Annotated in this window: 14 protein-coding genes; 10 read left to right on the top strand and 4 right to left on the bottom strand. The window is 58.7% G+C overall.

Annotated features, from left to right (window positions below; all coding sequences use genetic code 11):
- Positions 1 to 68 precede the first annotated feature (68 nt).
- Positions 69 to 1,199, bottom strand: a complete 1,131-nt coding sequence (locus BEI65_RS14975; RefSeq protein WP_099064012.1) for a Gfo/Idh/MocA family protein — start codon at positions 1,197 to 1,199, stop codon at positions 69 to 71.
- Positions 1,200 to 1,476: 277 nt separating this feature from the next.
- Positions 1,477 to 1,665: a DUF1127 domain-containing protein gene (locus BEI65_RS14970; RefSeq protein ID WP_099064011.1), complete on the bottom strand. Its 189-nt coding sequence runs from the start codon at positions 1,663 to 1,665 to the stop codon at positions 1,477 to 1,479.
- 175 nt (positions 1,666 to 1,840) lie between these two features.
- Between BEI65_RS14970 and BEI65_RS14965 the strand changes: the two genes are divergently transcribed.
- The 5 genes from BEI65_RS14965 to BEI65_RS14945 all read left to right on the top strand — a co-directional run bounded on the left by BEI65_RS14965 (position 1,841) and on the right by BEI65_RS14945 (position 6,535).
- The gene (locus tag BEI65_RS14965; protein ID WP_099064010.1) at positions 1,841 to 3,289 is read left to right on the top strand and encodes a PLP-dependent aminotransferase family protein; all 1,449 of its coding nucleotides are present in this window, start codon (positions 1,841 to 1,843) and stop codon (positions 3,287 to 3,289) included.
- Positions 3,290 to 3,371: 82 nt separating this feature from the next.
- Positions 3,372 to 4,256, top strand: coding sequence for an oxidoreductase (locus tag BEI65_RS14960; protein ID WP_099064009.1), 885 nt, complete (start codon positions 3,372 to 3,374; stop codon positions 4,254 to 4,256).
- Positions 4,257 to 4,265: 9 nt separating this feature from the next.
- On the top strand, positions 4,266 to 5,291 hold the full coding sequence (locus tag BEI65_RS14955) for an AraC family transcriptional regulator (protein WP_099064008.1): 1,026 nt from the start codon (positions 4,266 to 4,268) through the stop codon (positions 5,289 to 5,291).
- Complete coding sequence (locus BEI65_RS14950) at positions 5,288 to 5,962, top strand: epimerase (RefSeq protein ID WP_099064007.1); 675 nt, start codon at positions 5,288 to 5,290, stop codon at positions 5,960 to 5,962. The genes BEI65_RS14955 and BEI65_RS14950 overlap by 4 nt, the downstream gene beginning before the upstream one ends.
- A gap of 72 nt (positions 5,963 to 6,034) precedes the next feature.
- Positions 6,035 to 6,535 carry a DUF523 domain-containing protein gene (locus tag BEI65_RS14945; RefSeq protein ID WP_099064006.1) on the top strand — a complete coding sequence of 167 codons (501 nt, stop codon included), beginning with the start codon at positions 6,035 to 6,037 and terminating at the stop codon, positions 6,533 to 6,535.
- Here the strand turns inward: BEI65_RS14945 and BEI65_RS14940 are convergent.
- Positions 6,532 to 6,948 (bottom strand): NUDIX hydrolase, encoded by a 417-nt coding sequence (locus BEI65_RS14940; RefSeq protein ID WP_198404460.1) that lies wholly within the window; start codon positions 6,946 to 6,948, stop codon positions 6,532 to 6,534. The genes BEI65_RS14945 and BEI65_RS14940 overlap by 4 nt on opposite strands.
- Before the next feature lie 124 nt (positions 6,949 to 7,072).
- Here BEI65_RS14940 and BEI65_RS14935 point away from each other — a divergent pair, with 124 nt between their 5' ends.
- The 4 genes from BEI65_RS14935 to sseA all read left to right on the top strand — a co-directional run bounded on the left by BEI65_RS14935 (position 7,073) and on the right by sseA (position 14,377).
- On the top strand, positions 7,073 to 8,287 hold the full coding sequence (locus tag BEI65_RS14935) for an SrfA family protein (RefSeq protein ID WP_099064005.1): 1,215 nt from the start codon (positions 7,073 to 7,075) through the stop codon (positions 8,285 to 8,287).
- Positions 8,287 to 11,232 (top strand): virulence factor SrfB, encoded by a 2,946-nt coding sequence (locus BEI65_RS14930; protein ID WP_099064004.1) that lies wholly within the window; start codon positions 8,287 to 8,289, stop codon positions 11,230 to 11,232. Before BEI65_RS14935 ends, BEI65_RS14930 begins: the two co-directional genes overlap by 1 nt.
- On the top strand, positions 11,229 to 13,451 hold the full coding sequence (locus BEI65_RS14925; RefSeq protein ID WP_099064003.1) for a virulence factor SrfC family protein: 2,223 nt from the start codon (positions 11,229 to 11,231) through the stop codon (positions 13,449 to 13,451). The genes BEI65_RS14930 and BEI65_RS14925 overlap by 4 nt, the downstream gene beginning before the upstream one ends.
- 80 nt (positions 13,452 to 13,531) lie before the next feature.
- Positions 13,532 to 14,377 carry a 3-mercaptopyruvate sulfurtransferase gene (sseA, locus tag BEI65_RS14920; protein ID WP_099064002.1) on the top strand — a complete coding sequence of 282 codons (846 nt, stop codon included), beginning with the start codon at positions 13,532 to 13,534 and terminating at the stop codon, positions 14,375 to 14,377.
- Here the strand turns inward: sseA and BEI65_RS14915 are convergent.
- A complete protein-coding gene (locus BEI65_RS14915; RefSeq protein ID WP_099064001.1) occupies positions 14,374 to 15,243 on the bottom strand; it encodes a LysR substrate-binding domain-containing protein in 870 nt (289 codons plus the stop codon). The genes sseA and BEI65_RS14915 overlap by 4 nt on opposite strands.
- Before the next feature lie 254 nt (positions 15,244 to 15,497).
- Here BEI65_RS14915 and BEI65_RS14910 point away from each other — a divergent pair, with 254 nt between their 5' ends.
- The gene (locus BEI65_RS14910) at positions 15,498 to 16,715 is read left to right on the top strand and encodes an FAD-dependent oxidoreductase (protein ID WP_099064000.1); all 1,218 of its coding nucleotides are present in this window, start codon (positions 15,498 to 15,500) and stop codon (positions 16,713 to 16,715) included.
- Positions 16,716 to 16,724 lie beyond the last annotated feature (9 nt).

Genomic DNA, 16,724 nt, shown 5'->3' with positions numbered 1-16,724 from the left:
CTAAGCTAGTAACTTATTAACCAACTAAACTCTGACGCTCTCAACTTGTGAACGTCAGAGTCCATCACTCAGTCGCGGTTGATGTCCAGCCAGCGGCGCTGCTCGGCAGAAGCGGCAATCGCATCCAGCACGCAGGACACTTTCCAACCCTCCTCAAAGTCTGGCCACATGCGATCACCGGCGGCAATACCGTTAACCAAATCGCGGATCTCCACCGTTTTCTGATCGTTAAAGCCAATGCCATGCCCGGCACTGATACAAAACGCCGCGTAATCCGGATGCTTTGGCCCCACCAGCAAGGTTTTAAACCCCTGACGCTCCGCCGGTTCATCGTGACGATACAGCTTCAGTTCCGCCATTCGCTCCTGGGTGTAACTCAGCGTGCCCTTGGTGCCGGTAACTACGTAGGTCAGCCCCATCTTGCGCCCGCAGGCAATACGTGAGGTTTCGATAGTGCCCATGGCCCCACCGGCAAAGCGCACCAGCGCACTGGCCTGATCCTCGTTTTCCACCTGGTGCATCAGCGTCGGGTCTTTCGCATCCGGACGCTGTTTGATGATGGTCTGCATATCGCCGGAGACTGCCACGATATCTCCCACCAGATAATGCGCCATATTCACGATATGCGCCGCCAGGTCGCCTAATGCCCCCAACCCGGCCGTCGCCTTGCGGCAGTGCCAGTCGATCGGCGTACGTGGGTCGGCGAGGTAATCTTCGTTGTGGGTGCCATAGAAATGCACCACTTCGCCAATTTCGCCGTTGGCGATAATTTCACGCGCCAATTGGCTGGTCGGGTTCTTCATGTAGTTGAAACCCACCAGCGTTTTGACACCTTTGGCCCGCGCGGCCTGCACCATTTCAGCGGCGTCAGCGGCATCCAGCGCCAGCGGTTTTTCAGAATAAACGTGTTTGCCGTGGCGGATCGCCTCCAGCGCCATCTCTTTATGCAGGAAGTTGGGCGCACAGATATCCACCACATCTATCGCCGGGTCGGCTACCAGTTGACGCCAGTCACCGGTCGAGCGCGAGAAACCAAATTCAGCCGCGCGCTGTTGCGCCAGCTCCGGCGTCACTTCCGCCAGCATTTCCAGCACCAGTTCCCCTTTCAGCGGAAATACCGTGGCAGCCTGCGCATAAGCAATAGCGTGGCAGCGTCCAATGTAGCCGGTGCCAATTAAACCAACGCGAACCTGTTTCATTCCCTTCTCCCGTTACCGATAGCCTTAGCATGTTGGCGCGCACAATGAAACGCACCATCTGATAGGTGTTTATATGAAATATAAATTTCAATAACAAGTGAGGGAGAAAATAAAGATGATAATCGTGATGCCGTTCATAAAAGCTTGCAGGCTTGGATGAAACAATAAAAATCCGGGCCAGCATAAACTGGCCCGGCGGTTAGAAATGAACTTTTCATTCCAAATTAGGGTGGTTCATTGAAACCCTGTCACAAGAGGCTCAGGCTCGCTTCAGCCTCTAACGTCGCCAAAAAGGTTTACGCCCTTCCCGTCGTGCGTCAGAGCGCGTCAGGCCAATATCCGCCAACTGCACATCATCCAATAACAACAGCGATTGACGCGTGTGGTAGCGTTGCAGGTACAAATGCCAGCGAGAAAAAGTCGCCCGACGCCGGGCCGGTAGGCACTCTGCAGATACAGTCATCATCAGGTTCTCCTTCAGTTTTGCACTGGAACCATGATGCTGTGTGGGCAAAAAACAATACAGATTCAAGCCTGCAATATTTTTTCCATACAAAAGCTGTCTCTGCCTGTCTGAATGGTCTAATTTAACCTCATCTGTACCGGTATTTTCCTCATTCACTCTCATTTTGGGCATCTGTATGACACGCTACGCCACGCTGGCCGCCATCCTCAGTCAACGCATAGAACAGGGGCTTTACCCCGCAGGCGATCGTCTGCCTTCGGTGCGCATGCTAAGCCAGGAGCACGGCGTCAGCATCAGTACAGTGCAACAGGCCTACCGCCTGCTGGAGGAGAGCCAACTGGTGGAGGCGCGACCGAAGTCGGGCTATTTTGTGCAAGCACGGCGTACCCTGGCCGAACTGCCCGCCGTGACCCGCCCGGTGCAGCGACCGGTCGATATTTCGCAGTGGGAGCAGGTACTGGAGCTGATCCGCAACAAGCCGCGCGAAGACCTGATTCAACTGGGCCGAGGCATGCCGGATATCAGCGAACCCACGCTGAAACCCCTGGTGAAAGCACTGGGACACACGGGCCGCCACGGCGACCTGCGTAGCCTGCATTACGACAGCATTCAGGGCGTGGTGGGGTTACGTGAGCAAATTGCCCGCCTGCTGCTGGATTCCGGTTGCCAGATTGATGCCGACCAGTTGGTGATCACCACCGGTTGTCACGAAGCGCTGTCTGCCGGGCTGCGCGCCGTATGCCAACCGGGGGATATTGTGGCGGTTGACTCCCCCTGTTTTCACGGCACCATGCAGACCTTGAAAGGCTTGGGCATGCGGGCGCTGGAGATCCCCACCGATCCGCTGACCGGCATCAGCCTGGAAGCGTTGGAATTGGCGCTGGAGCAGTGGCCGATCAAAACCATCCTGTTGACCCCCAACTGTAATAACCCGCTGGGTTACATCATGCCGGAGGCGCGCAAAAAGCGTTTGCTGACGCTGGCACAGCGCTTTGACGTGACGATCATTGAAGATGACGTGTATGGCGATATCGCCTATCAATACCCCCGCCCACGCACCATCAAATCCTTCGACGAAGACGGCCGGGTACTGCTGTGCAGTTCCTTTTCAAAAACGCTGGCACCCGGTCTGCGCATCGGCTGGATCGCCCCCGGGCGCTATCTGGAGCGCGTGCTGCACATGAAATATATCGGTACCGGCTCCACGGCTACCCAGCCACAGCTGGCGATTGCCGAATTTATTCGTCACGGCCACTACCTGCAGCACCTGCGGCGTATGCGTGCCCGCTACCAACAAAACCGCGACGTGATGACCGGTTGGATTATGAAATATTTCCCGCCCGGTACCCGAGTCAGCCAGCCACGAGGTGGCTTTATGCTGTGGATTGAGTTGGACGAAGAGTTCGATACCCTGCGGCTGAACCGTCATCTGGAGCAGCAGGGTGTACAGATCGCGGTCGGCAGTATTTTTTCCGCCTCCGGCAAATACCGTAACTGTCTGCGCATCAATTATGCCTATGCACCTAAACTGATGCCCGAGATTGAACAAGCGGTACTGCGGGTCGGCGCAACCATCCAACAGTTAATGCTGACGTTCGAAAACACATTGGCGCGATCGGATTAAATGTTGGCGTGATCGGATTATCCGCACAGCGTCTAACCTTCTAGAGTGAAACCTCACCCAATGAACAGGTAAGGAAGGTTTTATGTCTCAGTCTCAAGTATGGTTAATCACTGGCAGTTCACGCGGTCTGGGCCAGCAGCTGGCGCAAGCGGTGCTGGAAGCCGGGCATCGTCTGGTCGCTACCGCACGCCAACCACAGCAGTTACAGCCACTGATTGATCGCTACGGCGACCGGGTTATCACCGTCGCACTGGACGTTACCGATGCCGCCGCCGCGAAACGCGCGGTGCAAACGGCGGTCGAACACTTCGGTCGACTCGACGTGCTGGTCAACAACGCCGGTTACGGAAATATTGCGCCGGTGGAAGAAGCCGATGAGGCCGATTTCCGTGCTCAGGTTGACACTAATTTTTACGGCGTATTCAACGTCACCCGCGCCGCTTTGCCGATACTGCGTCAACAAAGCAGCGGCCATATCATTCAGATTTCGACCATCGGTGCTCGCCTGGGGATGCAGGGGCTCAGCGCCTACCATACCGCCAAGTGGGCGGTCGAAGGCTTCTCCGAATCGCTGTCGAAAGAGATCGCCCCGTTCGGCGTGAAGGTTACGATGGTAGAACCGGGCGGTTTTCGCACCGACTGGGCGGGCTCGTCGATGGCCATCGCGCCGATCGGCTCAGCTTACCAGCCACTCTTCAACCCAATGCTGGAGTACCTGCAGCAGCATAACGGCCATCAGCCTGGCGATCCGGCCAAGGCCGCGCAGGTGATCCTGCAACTGGCATCAATGAACGAGCCGCCGCTGCGCCTGCTGCTGGGCAGCGACGCTGTGCAGATGGCCCAACAGGTGTTAACGGCGCGTCAAGCGGAAGATATCGCCTTCCGAACGCTCAGTCTGAGCACCGACCGGGAAGATAGCCAACCAGATCACGCCACCATGGCAGCCTTGGTGGCCGGTAAATTATAAGGAGTAGCAATGAGCAGCGATCAGATTTCCCTGTCCAGCGCGGTATCGGCTCGCCTGGCCGCGATGGGCGTGGATATCGAACGGGTCGGCCAACTGGCCGGCCTGCCTGGCGGGCTGCTCAGCGGGCGGCGAGAGAAGGTCAAGCTGTCCACCCGACAGTTCTTCGATACCTGGCGCGCCCTCGCCCAACTGGCCGACGACAACGCCTTCGGCCTGCGCCTGGGCGGCGACATATCGCCAGAGCATTATGATATTGCTTCGGTCGCTGCGCTGCACTCCGCCACTCTCGGAGAAGCGCTGCAAAAGGTTGCCCGTTACAAACGGCTGCTGTGCCCGGAAGAGCTGATGTTGGTCGAAGATGGCGACAGTATCCGCCTGCACACCCGCTGGACCATGACCGAAAGCCATGCGCCGGAGATGCTGATTGATGCCATGTTCGCCTCCATCATCACCCTGTGCCGCCGTGGCACCGGACAGGCGATACGACCACGGGCGATCGAACTGACCCGGCGACCGGATCCGGCTTCGCCTTTGTCGCGCCACTTCGGTTGTCCGGTGCATTTCAATGCTCCGCTGGATGTACTGGTGTTTGACCGAGCGCTGATGCGCCAGCCCTTCATCACCTACAATCAGGACATGCTGGCGGTGCTGCTGCCGGGGCTGGAAGCCGAACTGGCCAGGTCATTGCAGAGCGACGATCTGCCCAGCCAGGTGATGGCGATCCTGGGGCGCAGCATGCGCGGCCAGCGCCCGAGCGTTAACAGCGTGGCTGCCGAGCTGTATGTCAGCCCGCGCACCCTGCAACGTCGCTTGCAACAGCATGGCTACAGTTATCAGCAATTGCTGGATAAAACCCGCCACCGTACCGCCTGCCAACTGTTGGCGGAAACCGATCTGGAGCCGGGGGAAATCGCCTTTGTGCTCGGATTTGAAGAATTGAATTCGTTCAGCCGCGCCTTTATACAGTGGGAAGCGCAAACGCCGAACCGCTGGCGCAGCCAACGCCTTGCCAGCCCCAGGGAGAACAGACCATGAGAGTGATTATCTTTGGTGCCAGCGGTATGGTCGGCCAGGGTGCGCTGCGCGAATGCCTGCGTGACCCACAGGTGAGTGAAGTACTCAGCATCGGCCGCACCATGCTGGCGCAAAGCCATGCCAAATTGCGGCAACTGACGCTGCCTGACCTGAGTGATTTATCCGCCGTAGAAGCCCAGCTTGCCGGTTACGACGCCTGCTTTTTTTGCCTGGGCGTCTCCTCGGCCGGCATGAGCGAAGCACGCTACCGCACGCTGACTTACGATCTGACGCTGGCCGCCGGTCGCCCCTTGGCACGGTTAAACCCGGCGATGACCTTTATTTATGTCTCCGGCGTCGGCACCGACAGCAGCGAAGGCGGTCGCAGCATGTGGGCCAGGGTCAAAGGGGCCACCGAGAATGCCCTGTTGGCCTTGCCGTTTCATGCGGTAATGTTTCGTCCCGGCGCTATTGTGCCACTGCACGGTATCCGTTCCAGAACCCGTGTTTATGATCTGCTGTATCGGCTATTGAAACCGCTGTGGTTCGGCGCGCTGCGGCTGTTCCCCAATCAGGTCACCACCACCGAACGCGTCGGGCTGGCGATGCTGGCCGTGGCGCGACACGAAACAACGCTGCGGATCGTCGAGCCTGGGGAGATTAATCGTCTGGCGCTGCCATCGGCGGAATGATTCTGCTATGTTAAAGCCGCGCGCGTGGGTCGCCTGTCCCACGCTTTCGCCCCTGTGACAGAGACAGACCTCATGCCGTCAAAGATTTTATTCAGCGCCTGCCTGGCCGGTTTTAAAGTTCGCTATAACGCTTCCGACAAACCCTTGTTCAATGCCACGCTGCTGCGCTGGCAGCGCGAAGGCCGCCTGGTGGTTTGCTGCCCGGAGCTGGCCGCCGGCTTTTCCACCCCACGTCCCTCGGCAGAAATCACGCCTGCCGCCGAAGGTGCTACCGTACTAGCCCAACGGGCGCGGGTGGTTGAAGTCAGCGGCGGTGACGTCACCGCCAGCTATCTGCTTGGCGCCCATCTGGCACTGGAGACAGCACAACGGCACGGCTGTCGCTTTGCCCTGCTTACCGACGGCAGCCCATCCTGCGGTAGCCAATTTATCTACGACGGTTCTTTCAGCGGCCAGACCAAGCCCGGCAGCGGCGTCACCGCCGAACTGCTGCGCCAGAACGGCATTGAGGTGTTTTCCGATCGTCAGCTCGACGCGCTGATCGCCCGGATTGAGGCGCTGGAAGGGGCTTAACGCCGCAAATGTTGCGCCAGCCGCTGTTGCAGGTGCGAAATGCCCTGCGGATGATGAATAAAGCTGTCGATGGTCATCATCTGCCAGCGCTGCCCTTCATCGCCAAAGCGTATGCTGGCAATCTGCTCCGGCGTGATGTTGCCCAACATAAACCAGGTCGGTGGGTAACCAGGAAAAATACCCTGGTAACACTGCCCGTGGCTCACCTGCTGCGTGTCAATCTGCAGGCCGAACTCCTCCCGCGTTTCCCGCTGCACGCATTGTAGCGGCGTCTCATCATCCTCACGCCCGCCACCGGGTAAATCCCAACAGCCGGGCCAGGGAATATCCGCCTTGTCATCGCGCTGGTAGGTCAGCACGTTATCGCCGCACAACAGCGCGATTTTTGCACCGCCAAAGTCCAGGTTATCCATCTGCGACATGTTGATCCTCTTAAAGAACTGCATTTTACGCCTGTCCTTAGCCGTTTGACCGCTCAGACCCCGGGTTACTATGGCTGTTTGCACGTTTTAGCAGAACAGGACAAGGTTTTTTGCCGTGGTGAAACCCTTTTTACGCAGTGGCAGTTTAGATGACGTACTTGCATTGGGCGAGAATGGGCAACCGGTTTATGCCTGCGCGCAGCAGTTGCGGGAAACATTACGCATTCGCCAACAGCAGCAAGCCGCCGACTGCCTGGCGATCCCGCAGCCGAACGAGACGGGTACCCGCATTGACTGGTACTCCCCCTTTCCGGGGAAAGTCACGTCCTGGTTGACGGCGAGTGATGCCCAACGCGCGCAGGCCGTACATCTGCTGGAACAAAGCCTGACAACCTTGCGTTTGCTGGTCGCTCAAACACAGACAGCCGAACACCCCAGCCACCGCCTGTTTGGCGCATTGTTGGCCAAAGCAATGCAAATTCCTGACCCCAACCATGTCTATCTGGTTGACGGCAAACCGGTACTGACCTTTTGGGGTTTTATCAAGCCACAGGCTCAGTGCCAGGACGACCCGCTGGCGTGTCTGCGACCGGCCGAAACTGCGAAAGAAAAACCGACACCGATCGCCGCCGCACCAAGGCCGATGGCAGTCCCCACAGCAAAAACCGCCCCAGAGCCAGAGGTTAAATCGTCGGTTGCCGCCACACCGACGCAACCGCGCCGCCAATGGCGTCGCTACGTGTGGATATTGCCGGCGCTCATGCTGATTACCCTGCTGGCAGGTTGGCTGAGCCAACCGAGTGCCCCACCTGCTACGCCCCCGGTGGCACAACCACCGGCGCCGCCGCCGCGCACCGTCACACCAGTGTTCAAGCTGCAACTGCCGTTAGCACCGGCCACGCTGATGCCAGCAGCACCGGTGCCGGTGGTCTTGCCGTCGGCGGACAAGCATGCGCTGGTGTTGCCCGCCGATTCGGTCAAAGCCGGTTCGACCCGCTTTCTGAACGGTAAATGGCGGGCCACTGTAGCGCTGAAGGATCTCCCCACCGGTAAGCGTCCCAGCCTGCAATACCGCATCAACGCAGGTAAAGGCAGTGCCAGCATTACCTACGGCGATGGCATCAGCTGCCGGGTACCGATTGAGGCCGGGCTGATGCAGTCCGGCAATCTGGTGATTAACAGCCGTACCAAAGCGCGATGCAGCGACGGCAGCCGCTACCAGATGCCGGAAATCATCTGCAAGCAAAATGAGACCGGCCCGGCAGAATGCGTCGGTCGTTACGATGCAGATACGGTCTACCCCATGATGTTAAAACGCGAGAGTAAATAATGCTGGCCACCCTTACCGATTACCCACACAGCATTACGCTGATCCAGGACAGCGGTATCCAATTTTTGGACTTTGCTCTGACGCCGGTTTTGGATGATGAGTTTCCGGGCAAGTTTGTTCGCCAAACGGCCAGCGGCCCGCTACTGCGCCTGCAATGGGATGCCGACAGCGGCAAATACCTGTTGCCCGCCCAACCGGGACAGACTCCCGAAGTGGTTCGCCCGGAGTTCAGCTTCCCCTTGCAGCAATCGCTGCAGTTGTTGGATCAAACCTGGCTGCCGCTGCCCTTCTTTCGTCGCACTTCATCAGGGGTGTTTTTATCCGGGCCGGATAACTGGGCCCGGATGCAGATTCTGTTACTGGATAACCCCGATCAGGACGGCAACCTGCTGCGGGTGGTATTGGCCTTTGATACCCGACTCGCCTCTGCGGGCCAGGAGGCGCTTGCCCCAGGTGAAAGCGATCTCAATACCGGGCTCAGCTTCTCGCTGGGCTATCAAAACCATCAGTTGGGCGAGTTTCTTGACCTGACCTGGGTAGACAGCTGGCTGCGTGAAGTCTTTAGCCAATCCGCGACCCAGCTGGAGCACCGCAGCGAAACGGCAATAAACGCCGGGCTGAAAACCTTCGAATATCAGGCGCACTACCTCAATCTGTTGAATCTGCTCGGCAGCCAATTAACCGTCCCGCAGATAAAAATCATCGGGGAGACACCACAACAACCCGCGATCGCCGTAGATCTGATTTTGGACGTCGGCAATTCTCACACCTGTGGGGTGCTGGTCGAAGATCACCCGCATGAAAGTAATGGCCTGAAACAGACCAATGAACTGCAGTTACGTTCACTGTCCGCGCCGCACTGCGTTTACCACGAATTATTTGAAAGCCGGGTAGAGTTTGCCCAAGCCTCATTTGGCAAACCCCACCTTTCATTCCAAAGCGGACGCGATGACGCCTTTAGCTGGCCTTCCATCACCCGCGTGGGCCGGGAAGCCATGCAACTGGCACTGCGGCGGGAAGGCACCGAAGGCACCACCGGGATTTCCAGCCCGCGTCGCTACCTGTGGGATGAAGAACGTTATGCGCCCGGCTGGCGTTTTAACAGCAAACAAGAGCCGATGGCCGCCGCTGCGCCATTGACCTCACTGATCAACGATGAAGGTTTACCTCTGTCTGCGCTACCTGTGGATCAGCGACTGCCGGTATTTGCCGCCCACTATAGCCGCAGTTCGGTCATGACCCTGATGCTGACCGAATTGTTGGCGCAGGCACTGATGCAAATCAACAGCGTCGCCCAGCGGATTAAAATGCCGAATACCGCCGCCCCACGCCGTCTGCGTACTATTATCCTGACGTTGCCTTCGGCGATGCCCAAGCCAGAGCGCGAAATTTTCCGCCGCCGCATGCAGGAAGCGATTGGCCTGATATGGAAAGCCCTGGGTTGGCACCCGCTGGATGCCCCGTTCAACGGCGAGCAAGCCCGCATGCCGGTGCCACAGGTGCATATGGAATGGGATGAAGCCACCTGCGGCCAGATGGTTTATCTGTATAACGAAACTCAGGTGAATTTTGCCGGCCGCACCGACGCCTTTTTTGCCGCCATGGCCCGCCCGGACCGGCCGCTGGTGGCGGGAGAACAACAGGGAAAAACGCTGCGCATCGCCTCTATCGACGTGGGCGGCGGCACCACCGATCTGGCCATCACCCAATACACACTGGACGATGGCGTGGGCAACAACATCAAAATCAATCCGCGTCTGCTGTTCCGTGAAGGATTTAAGGTCGCCGGTGACGACATTTTGCTGGATGTCATTCAGCAATTTATCTTGCCCGCCGTACAGCAGGCATTCGAACAGGCCGGGGTCGGCGCAACGCCGGTGATGATGGACAAGCTGTTTGGCAACCAGGGCCGTATGGATGGGTTTTCAACCCTGCGCCAGCAGGCCACGCTGCAGATTTTCATGCCCGCCGGGCGTGCGCTGCTCAGTGCTTATGAGGATTACGATCCGCTGGATGCCCACGCGGAAATCGCCGCCAGCCTGGGCGAACTGCTGCCGCAGCCCCCTACGCCACAGGTATTGGCGTTTATCAATGACGAAGTTCAGCGTGGATCCGGCGTTGACGCCTTCGACATTCTGCAAACCCCGTTGGTTATCCGTCTGGGTGCCCTGCACAGCGCTTTCCTGTCTGACCGGATCGGCATCAGTCACTGCCTGCGCCTGCTTTGCGAGGTGGTGGCGTTGTATACCTGCGATGTGTTGCTATTGACCGGCCGCCCGGCACGTTTTCCGGGTGTTCAGGCGCTGCTGCGTCACCTGCAGCCGCTGCCCGCCAGCCGAATTTTGCCGCTTGAGGGTTATCACACCCGCAGTTGGTACCCGTTTAACAAACGCGGGCGTATCGATAACCCCAAATCAACCGCTGCCGTGGGTGCCATGCTGTGCCTGTTGGCGATCGACCTGCGGCTGGAGACTTTTTATTTTAACGTCGGCGACTTCCAACCCTATTCCACCGTTCGTCATCTGGGCATGCTGGATAGCAATAACCTGCTGGCGGACGATAATGTCTACTATCGCGATATCGATCTGGATCGCGCAGACTTCGCGTTGGATGCCGACAACTGCTTCCAGCTACGCGGCCCTCTGCGCCTCGGATTCCGTCAATTGGACAATGAACGCTGGCCGGCATCCCCGCTCTACACGCTGACCATCACCGATGCCCCATTGGCGCGCAAACTGGCCGGTGATACGGTCATCAGCCTGCGACTGATCCTGACCGGTAACGATGGGCAGGGAGCCGAAGGCGTCGGCATTGCCGAAGCCCGATTGACCGACGGCACGCCGGTTCCCGCGCATCATCTGCAACTCAAACTCAATACCCTGGCGGCCAGCGCCTCTGGCGCAACCCATTATTGGATCGACAGCGGGAGCCTTTATCAACCATGAAACCTATCACTTCCAGCCGGCCTGAGCCGCTAAACCGCCTCGGCAACAGCATCACGCAGGCGATTGACTGGGTGGCCGCCACCCGGCAGCAGTCCACTCGGCTGAACCGGGAAGCCGATAATCTGACGATCCGCCTGCGCCGCAGCTACAACCGGGCCAGGCAGTTGGACAAAGCCCAGCATCAGCCCCTGGCCATTGGCCTTTATGGCCATAACGCCGCAGCCAAGGCCCACCTGTTAGCCGCGCTGGCACCCGGTGCCAGGTTACTGAGCGAAGATGCCACGCTGGCCGTACGCTATTGCTCTGGTGATGCCCAAAATCCGCCTTCTTATCCCGTTGCCGTTTCCCTGCTTGATGAAGCACAGTTGGTTGCCATGATGATCGCCAGCGCCCTGAATGGCGGCTTTCGCCCGGATTGGGATGCCCGCGCCATGGCCACACATCTGCACAAACTGGAACGCCACCGCCAGCCCATGGCGATCGGCGGCCTGGACAGCAACGCCATGGTGGCGCTGTGGGACAACCTTCGCCATCAGGGCGGCAAATGGCAAACGCCGCTGGATAAACACTTCTGGCCATATGCCATCTCGCTGGCCCCCTGTCTGAACGTTGACGACCGAGCCAGGCTGTTCGCGCCGCTCTGGGGTGAGGATCCGCTACTGACGAGTTGTTATCGCCAGTTGACGCATGCTTTACACCGCCTGGGGCACGGCGAACGGGTGTATGCCCCTCGCCAGGTATTGAGTCAGGATGGCGGCATCCTGCAGGCCCAGGCTATCCCAACGCCAGCCGAGGTAAAACTTGCCGTATTGACGGAGCAAGGCACCGCAGTGGACATCGCACTGACCGATCTGGCCTGGCTGGCTGCCTCGGTGACCAGCACCTTGCCACCGAGGGAAAGCGGCGGGTTGCCGAACCCTATCGAACTGCTGGACCTGCCGACCGGCAGCCCCTGCCCGGGCGCTGGGCTGATTCAACGCATGCAGCAGGCAAAACGCGCCAACCTGTTGATTCTCGCGGCCGATGGCCTGCACGCCAACCTGCTGTTGGTGACCGATGCGGCCCGTACGCCGCAAGATGCCAGCAGAACGGGCAACGCGCTGGCTTATTGGGTCAGACAAACTCAGGGAGAAAACCCAGAGCTACGCAGCCGTCGCAAGCCGGGCTTAATCTGGGCGGTCACAGAATTTGACTCGCGTCAGGCCGGGAAATCACGCCCCGACGACGCCGTTCAACGTTATGTTGGTGAACCGGGCGAAAGCTGGGCAACCCTGCTGGCGATGGATGAAAGCGACTGCCAGCGCATGGTGGCCTGGCTGGCCGCACAGGCGTGCCCAACATTGAAACAGCATCGCATCCTTGAACAACAGCAGGAACTGCGACGTGAACTGTCTGAAAGCCTGCTCGGCAACTGGCTCCACGCGGCAGACAGCGCGTCAATGCAACAACGCACCCAGCACCTGCTGCGCAGATTGCAGGCGCAAGCCGGCCTGCACGGCGAACTGCTCGAATGGCTGCTGCCGCAGTGCGATACCTTGCGCCAACTCTATAACCAACAACGGCATAGTTCGCCCGCGCCGGTGTCCAGTCCTCCCCCATTTGATGTTGAGATCGACCTGTTTGGTGAGGAAGTTGTGGCCGCCATTGCGCCCACCGGGCATGGCGGTGAGTCGTTTGCCCAACGGGTGTTTACGGATTGGATAAACCATCTGCGCGGTCTGCCGGATAATGCCCAACTGCTGGCATTGTTGGGCGTTGGGAAACAGCATCTGGAGATGCTGGTCGATGCCTTGATCACCGCAGCCTGCCGGCTGGAGATGGCCGAATCGCTGGAGCGCACATTATCTGCCGGGGCGTTGCCGGAGCAAGCTGAAGACCGACAGGTCAGCCAGGCGTTGGCGATATTGGGTGATTTTGTCACCTGGTTGGGCTTCCAGCAGCGTGAAGCGAAGTTACGCCCCGCCAGCCGGATTAATCACGGCCAGCCGATCTTTACCCCACCGCCACAGCCCGCCGTCGACTGGGGTAACCAACAGCGGTTAACCAAACTGGCACCGACACCGGCAAGAAATACCGCGTTTTATATCTACGACTGGTTGGTCGGTCTGCAGACGCTGCTGGCGGAGAATAAAGCGGCAGAGGCTAACCCTGCCTTTGAGGCAGCTTCACAGGCGGCTTTGGGCAGCATCGTCGCCTCGCTAACGTCCGAGTCGGCCTGATAATTTCTGCGGATGGATCACATCGCCAAAGCGGCTGGTGTATAGTGAAAAACCGTTTTCACCACAGGCGAAAAATAACGATGAACTCTCCGTTTCTGGTTACTCCACAATGGCTTGCACAACATATCAACGATGAAAACCTGGTCGTGGTTGATGTCAGGATGTCCCCGGTCGGCCTGGTGCCGAAGAAAGACATGCTCGCTGAATTTGAACGCGGCCATATCCCGGGCGCGGTGTATTTCGATATCGATGACGTCGCGGACAAAAACACCACGCTGCCGCATATGCTGCCGACGGCAGAGGAATTCAGCGTAGCGGTGGGTAAATTGGGCATCAGCGAGCAACAGACCATCGTGTTTTATGATGAGGGCAATCAGTTCTCGGCCCCGCGCGGTTGGTGGACCTTCCGTAATTTTGGTGCCCAGCAGGTTTATGTGCTGGACGAAGGCCTGAACGGCTGGACGGCACTGGGCCAACCGCTGGCGACCGGTGCTGCGCAGCGCACGCCGCAAACCTTCAACGCCCGCTTTAATGCCGACGCGGTCGTCAATATGCAGCAGGTAGAACAGGCGCTGAACACTGAGGTGCAAATCCTGGACGCGCGCGCCGCACCGCGTTTTTACGCCGAAGCCCCAGAGCCACGTCCAGGTCTGCACCGCGGTCATATCCCCGGCAGCATCAATATTCCTTACGGCGAACTGCTGGAAAACGGTCGTTTCAAATCGCTGGAAGCACTGAAGAAAACCTTCAGCGACAAGGGCGTGAATATCGACGGGCCGATCATCACCAGTTGTGGCTCCGGCGTGACGGCGGCAGTGCTGGCATTCGGCCTGCTGTCGCTGGCTGCGCCGCAGGTAAAGCTGTACGACGGTGCCTGGAGTGAATGGGGTGCACTGAGCGGCAAACAGCCGATCGATCAGGACTAACCGTTGATCCGATCGGCGACGATCTGCGCCAAACGCTGGATCGCCGCTGACGGGTTTTCTTCGGCACGGTGCAGCACCACGCCTAGCTGATTTAGCGGCGGTAACACGTCAGGTGGTAAAAGGGACAGTCCCGACGGCAGCCCGGCGTCGGTGCGCACCGTCACCCCTAATCCGGCGCTGACCGCGGCCCACACGCCGTTCAGGCTGTGGCTGGTAAAGGCGATACGCCAGGGAATACCGGCACGATCCAGCGCCTTAATCGCCGCGCTGCGCATCAGGCATGGAGCATCAAACATCACCAGTGGCAGCGGTTCATCTCCCTGGCTCCATGGCGTCAGTTCAAAATGGGATGAGGCAATCCAGTGCATCTGCCGCTGACCCAATGTCTGATAAAACGGCGTGCTGATACCGCCGTCCCACGCCAGCGACAAATCCAGTTGCCCTTTCAACACCCACTCGAGCAGTTCGGTATTGCGGGCGATACGTGCTTCGATACGCACTCGCGGATGCGCTCGGGCAAAACTGCCCAAGACCTGCGGTAAAAAGGTTTCCCCGAAGTCTTCCTGCAAACCCAGCCTGACAGTGCCGTGCAGGTCCAGCCCGCGCACTGCGGTCGCGGCCTCATCATTCAACTCCAGCAAACGACGGGCATAGCCCAGCAGGATTTCACCGGCCTCGGTCATCACCATGCCGCGCCCGGACTTACGCAGGATCGGGCTACCCACCTGCTGCTCAAGCTTTTTCAGATGCGCGCTGACCGCCGAGGTAGATCGTCCCAGCCGCTCCGCCGCTTTTGCGAAACTGCCTAGCTCAATGCCGGTCACGTAACTGCGCAAATCGTCGAGATCAAAGGTGACTCGCCCCATACCAACCATCCTGTTTTTAAGAACCATCAGTCAAAATAATGCCGATATGACTAACAAAGATGGCGTGTGATGCTCAGCCGGTCAATAACTTTCAGGAGCATCGCTCTGCTTGCCAAACAGCCGGCTTTAACACGTCGTCCCCCTTTGACCACACAGCGCCACGGGTTGACAGCCCGTCTTGATATTGATAATCATTATCAATATTGAGTTTTCAATCAGGATCGGCAGGATGCGGATCCCAGGGGCCAACCGCTATGTCGCAGTCACCGATCACACCTTACGCCACCACTTGCTGCATCGTGGGCGGAGGCCCCGCCGGATTAATGCTCGGCTATCTGCTGGCCCGAGCGGGGATAGACGTGATGGTGCTGGAAAAGCACGCCGACTTCCTGCGCGATTTTCGCGGCGATACCATTCACCCTTCCACCCTGGAAATCATGCATCAGCTTGGCCTGCTTGAGGAACTGCTGGCACTGCCACACCAGCGCGCAGAAACGCTGCATGCCGAGATCGCCGGGCGTGATATTACGCTTGCCGACTTCACTCGCCTGCCGACGCGCTGCAAATTTATCGCCTTTATGCCGCAGTGGGAGTTTCTCAACTTTCTGGCAGAAAAAGCCGCCGCCTTTCCTGCGTTCAGCTTGCTCAAATCGGCGCAGGTACACCAGTTGTTGTACGATCGCGGTCAGGTCTGCGGGGTGTTGGCGGATACGCCGGAAGGCCCGATCCGCGTCCGCTGCCAATTGGTGATCGGCACTGACGGACGTAACTCGGTGGTACGTGAACAGGCGGCACTCAGCAGCCGCTGTTTTGGCTCGCCGCGCGACGTATTGTGGATGAAGATCGATAAACGGCCCGGCGATCCGGCCTGGTCGATGGGTCACACCGGGCCAAAGCAAAACTTCATCATGATCGACCGGGGTGAATACTGGCAATGCGGTTATTCAGTCGACAAGGGCAGCTTCGAGGCGATCCAACAGGAGGGGCTGGAAAAATTTTTGCTGCATATCGCCGAGGTCGCCCCCTTCCAGGACCATCGCCTGCAGGAGATCCTCAGTTGGGATCAGGTGAAGTTATTGAGTATTCGCATCGATCGACTGGATCAGTGGGCCAAACCGGGCGTGCTGTGCATTGGCGACGCCGCACACGCCATGTCGCCGATTGGCGGCGTCGGCGTGAATCTGGCGATTCAGGATGCGGTTGCTACCGCCAACCTGATTATCCCTCCGCTACGCAGCCATGGTCTACAGCTCAAACACCTGTTGCGCGTGCAACGACGCCGCAATTTCCCCACCAAAGCCACTCAGTTTCTGCAAATTAAAATGAGCCAACGCAGGCCGAAAAAACGTCGCGGCAGCGGTGGATCCAGTCTGATGACCCGGGTCGGCAACAGCCGCTGGTTGCCACGTTTATTTGGCCGGATTATCGGACTGGGGTTCCGGCGGGAAACGCCGAAGCATCTTGCTGATTGAGGGTTTGTT

Origin of the sequence: Serratia sp. BW106, assembly GCF_002607755.1 — a bacterium.
GTDB classification, from domain to species: domain Bacteria; phylum Pseudomonadota; class Gammaproteobacteria; order Enterobacterales; family Enterobacteriaceae; genus Serratia; species Serratia proteamaculans.
Note: the sequence above shows the minus strand (reverse complement) of the source record. Positions and strands in the feature narration are given on the sequence as shown.

Bases quoted from the DNA above. Each gene is read 5' to 3' on its own strand.
- BEI65_RS14975 (WP_099064012.1), bottom strand. From the start codon at position 1,199: ATGAAACAGGTTCGCGTTGGTTTAATTGGCACCGGCTACATTGGACGC.
- BEI65_RS14970 (WP_099064011.1), bottom strand. From the start codon at position 1,665: ATGATGACTGTATCTGCAGAGTGCCTACCGGCCCGGCGTCGGGCGACT.
- BEI65_RS14965 (WP_099064010.1), top strand. From the start codon at position 1,841: ATGACACGCTACGCCACGCTGGCCGCCATCCTCAGTCAACGCATAGAA.
- BEI65_RS14960 (WP_099064009.1), top strand. From the start codon at position 3,372: ATGTCTCAGTCTCAAGTATGGTTAATCACTGGCAGTTCACGCGGTCTG.
- BEI65_RS14955 (WP_099064008.1), top strand. From the start codon at position 4,266: ATGAGCAGCGATCAGATTTCCCTGTCCAGCGCGGTATCGGCTCGCCTG.
- BEI65_RS14950 (WP_099064007.1), top strand. From the start codon at position 5,288: ATGAGAGTGATTATCTTTGGTGCCAGCGGTATGGTCGGCCAGGGTGCG.
- BEI65_RS14945 (WP_099064006.1), top strand. From the start codon at position 6,035: ATGCCGTCAAAGATTTTATTCAGCGCCTGCCTGGCCGGTTTTAAAGTT.
- BEI65_RS14940 (WP_198404460.1), bottom strand. From the start codon at position 6,948: ATGGATAACCTGGACTTTGGCGGTGCAAAAATCGCGCTGTTGTGCGGC.
- BEI65_RS14930 (WP_099064004.1), top strand. From the start codon at position 8,287: ATGCTGGCCACCCTTACCGATTACCCACACAGCATTACGCTGATCCAG.
- BEI65_RS14925 (WP_099064003.1), top strand. From the start codon at position 11,229: ATGAAACCTATCACTTCCAGCCGGCCTGAGCCGCTAAACCGCCTCGGC.
- sseA (WP_099064002.1), top strand. From the start codon at position 13,532: ATGAACTCTCCGTTTCTGGTTACTCCACAATGGCTTGCACAACATATC.
- BEI65_RS14915 (WP_099064001.1), bottom strand. From the start codon at position 15,243: ATGGGGCGAGTCACCTTTGATCTCGACGATTTGCGCAGTTACGTGACC.
- BEI65_RS14910 (WP_099064000.1), top strand. From the start codon at position 15,498: ATGTCGCAGTCACCGATCACACCTTACGCCACCACTTGCTGCATCGTG.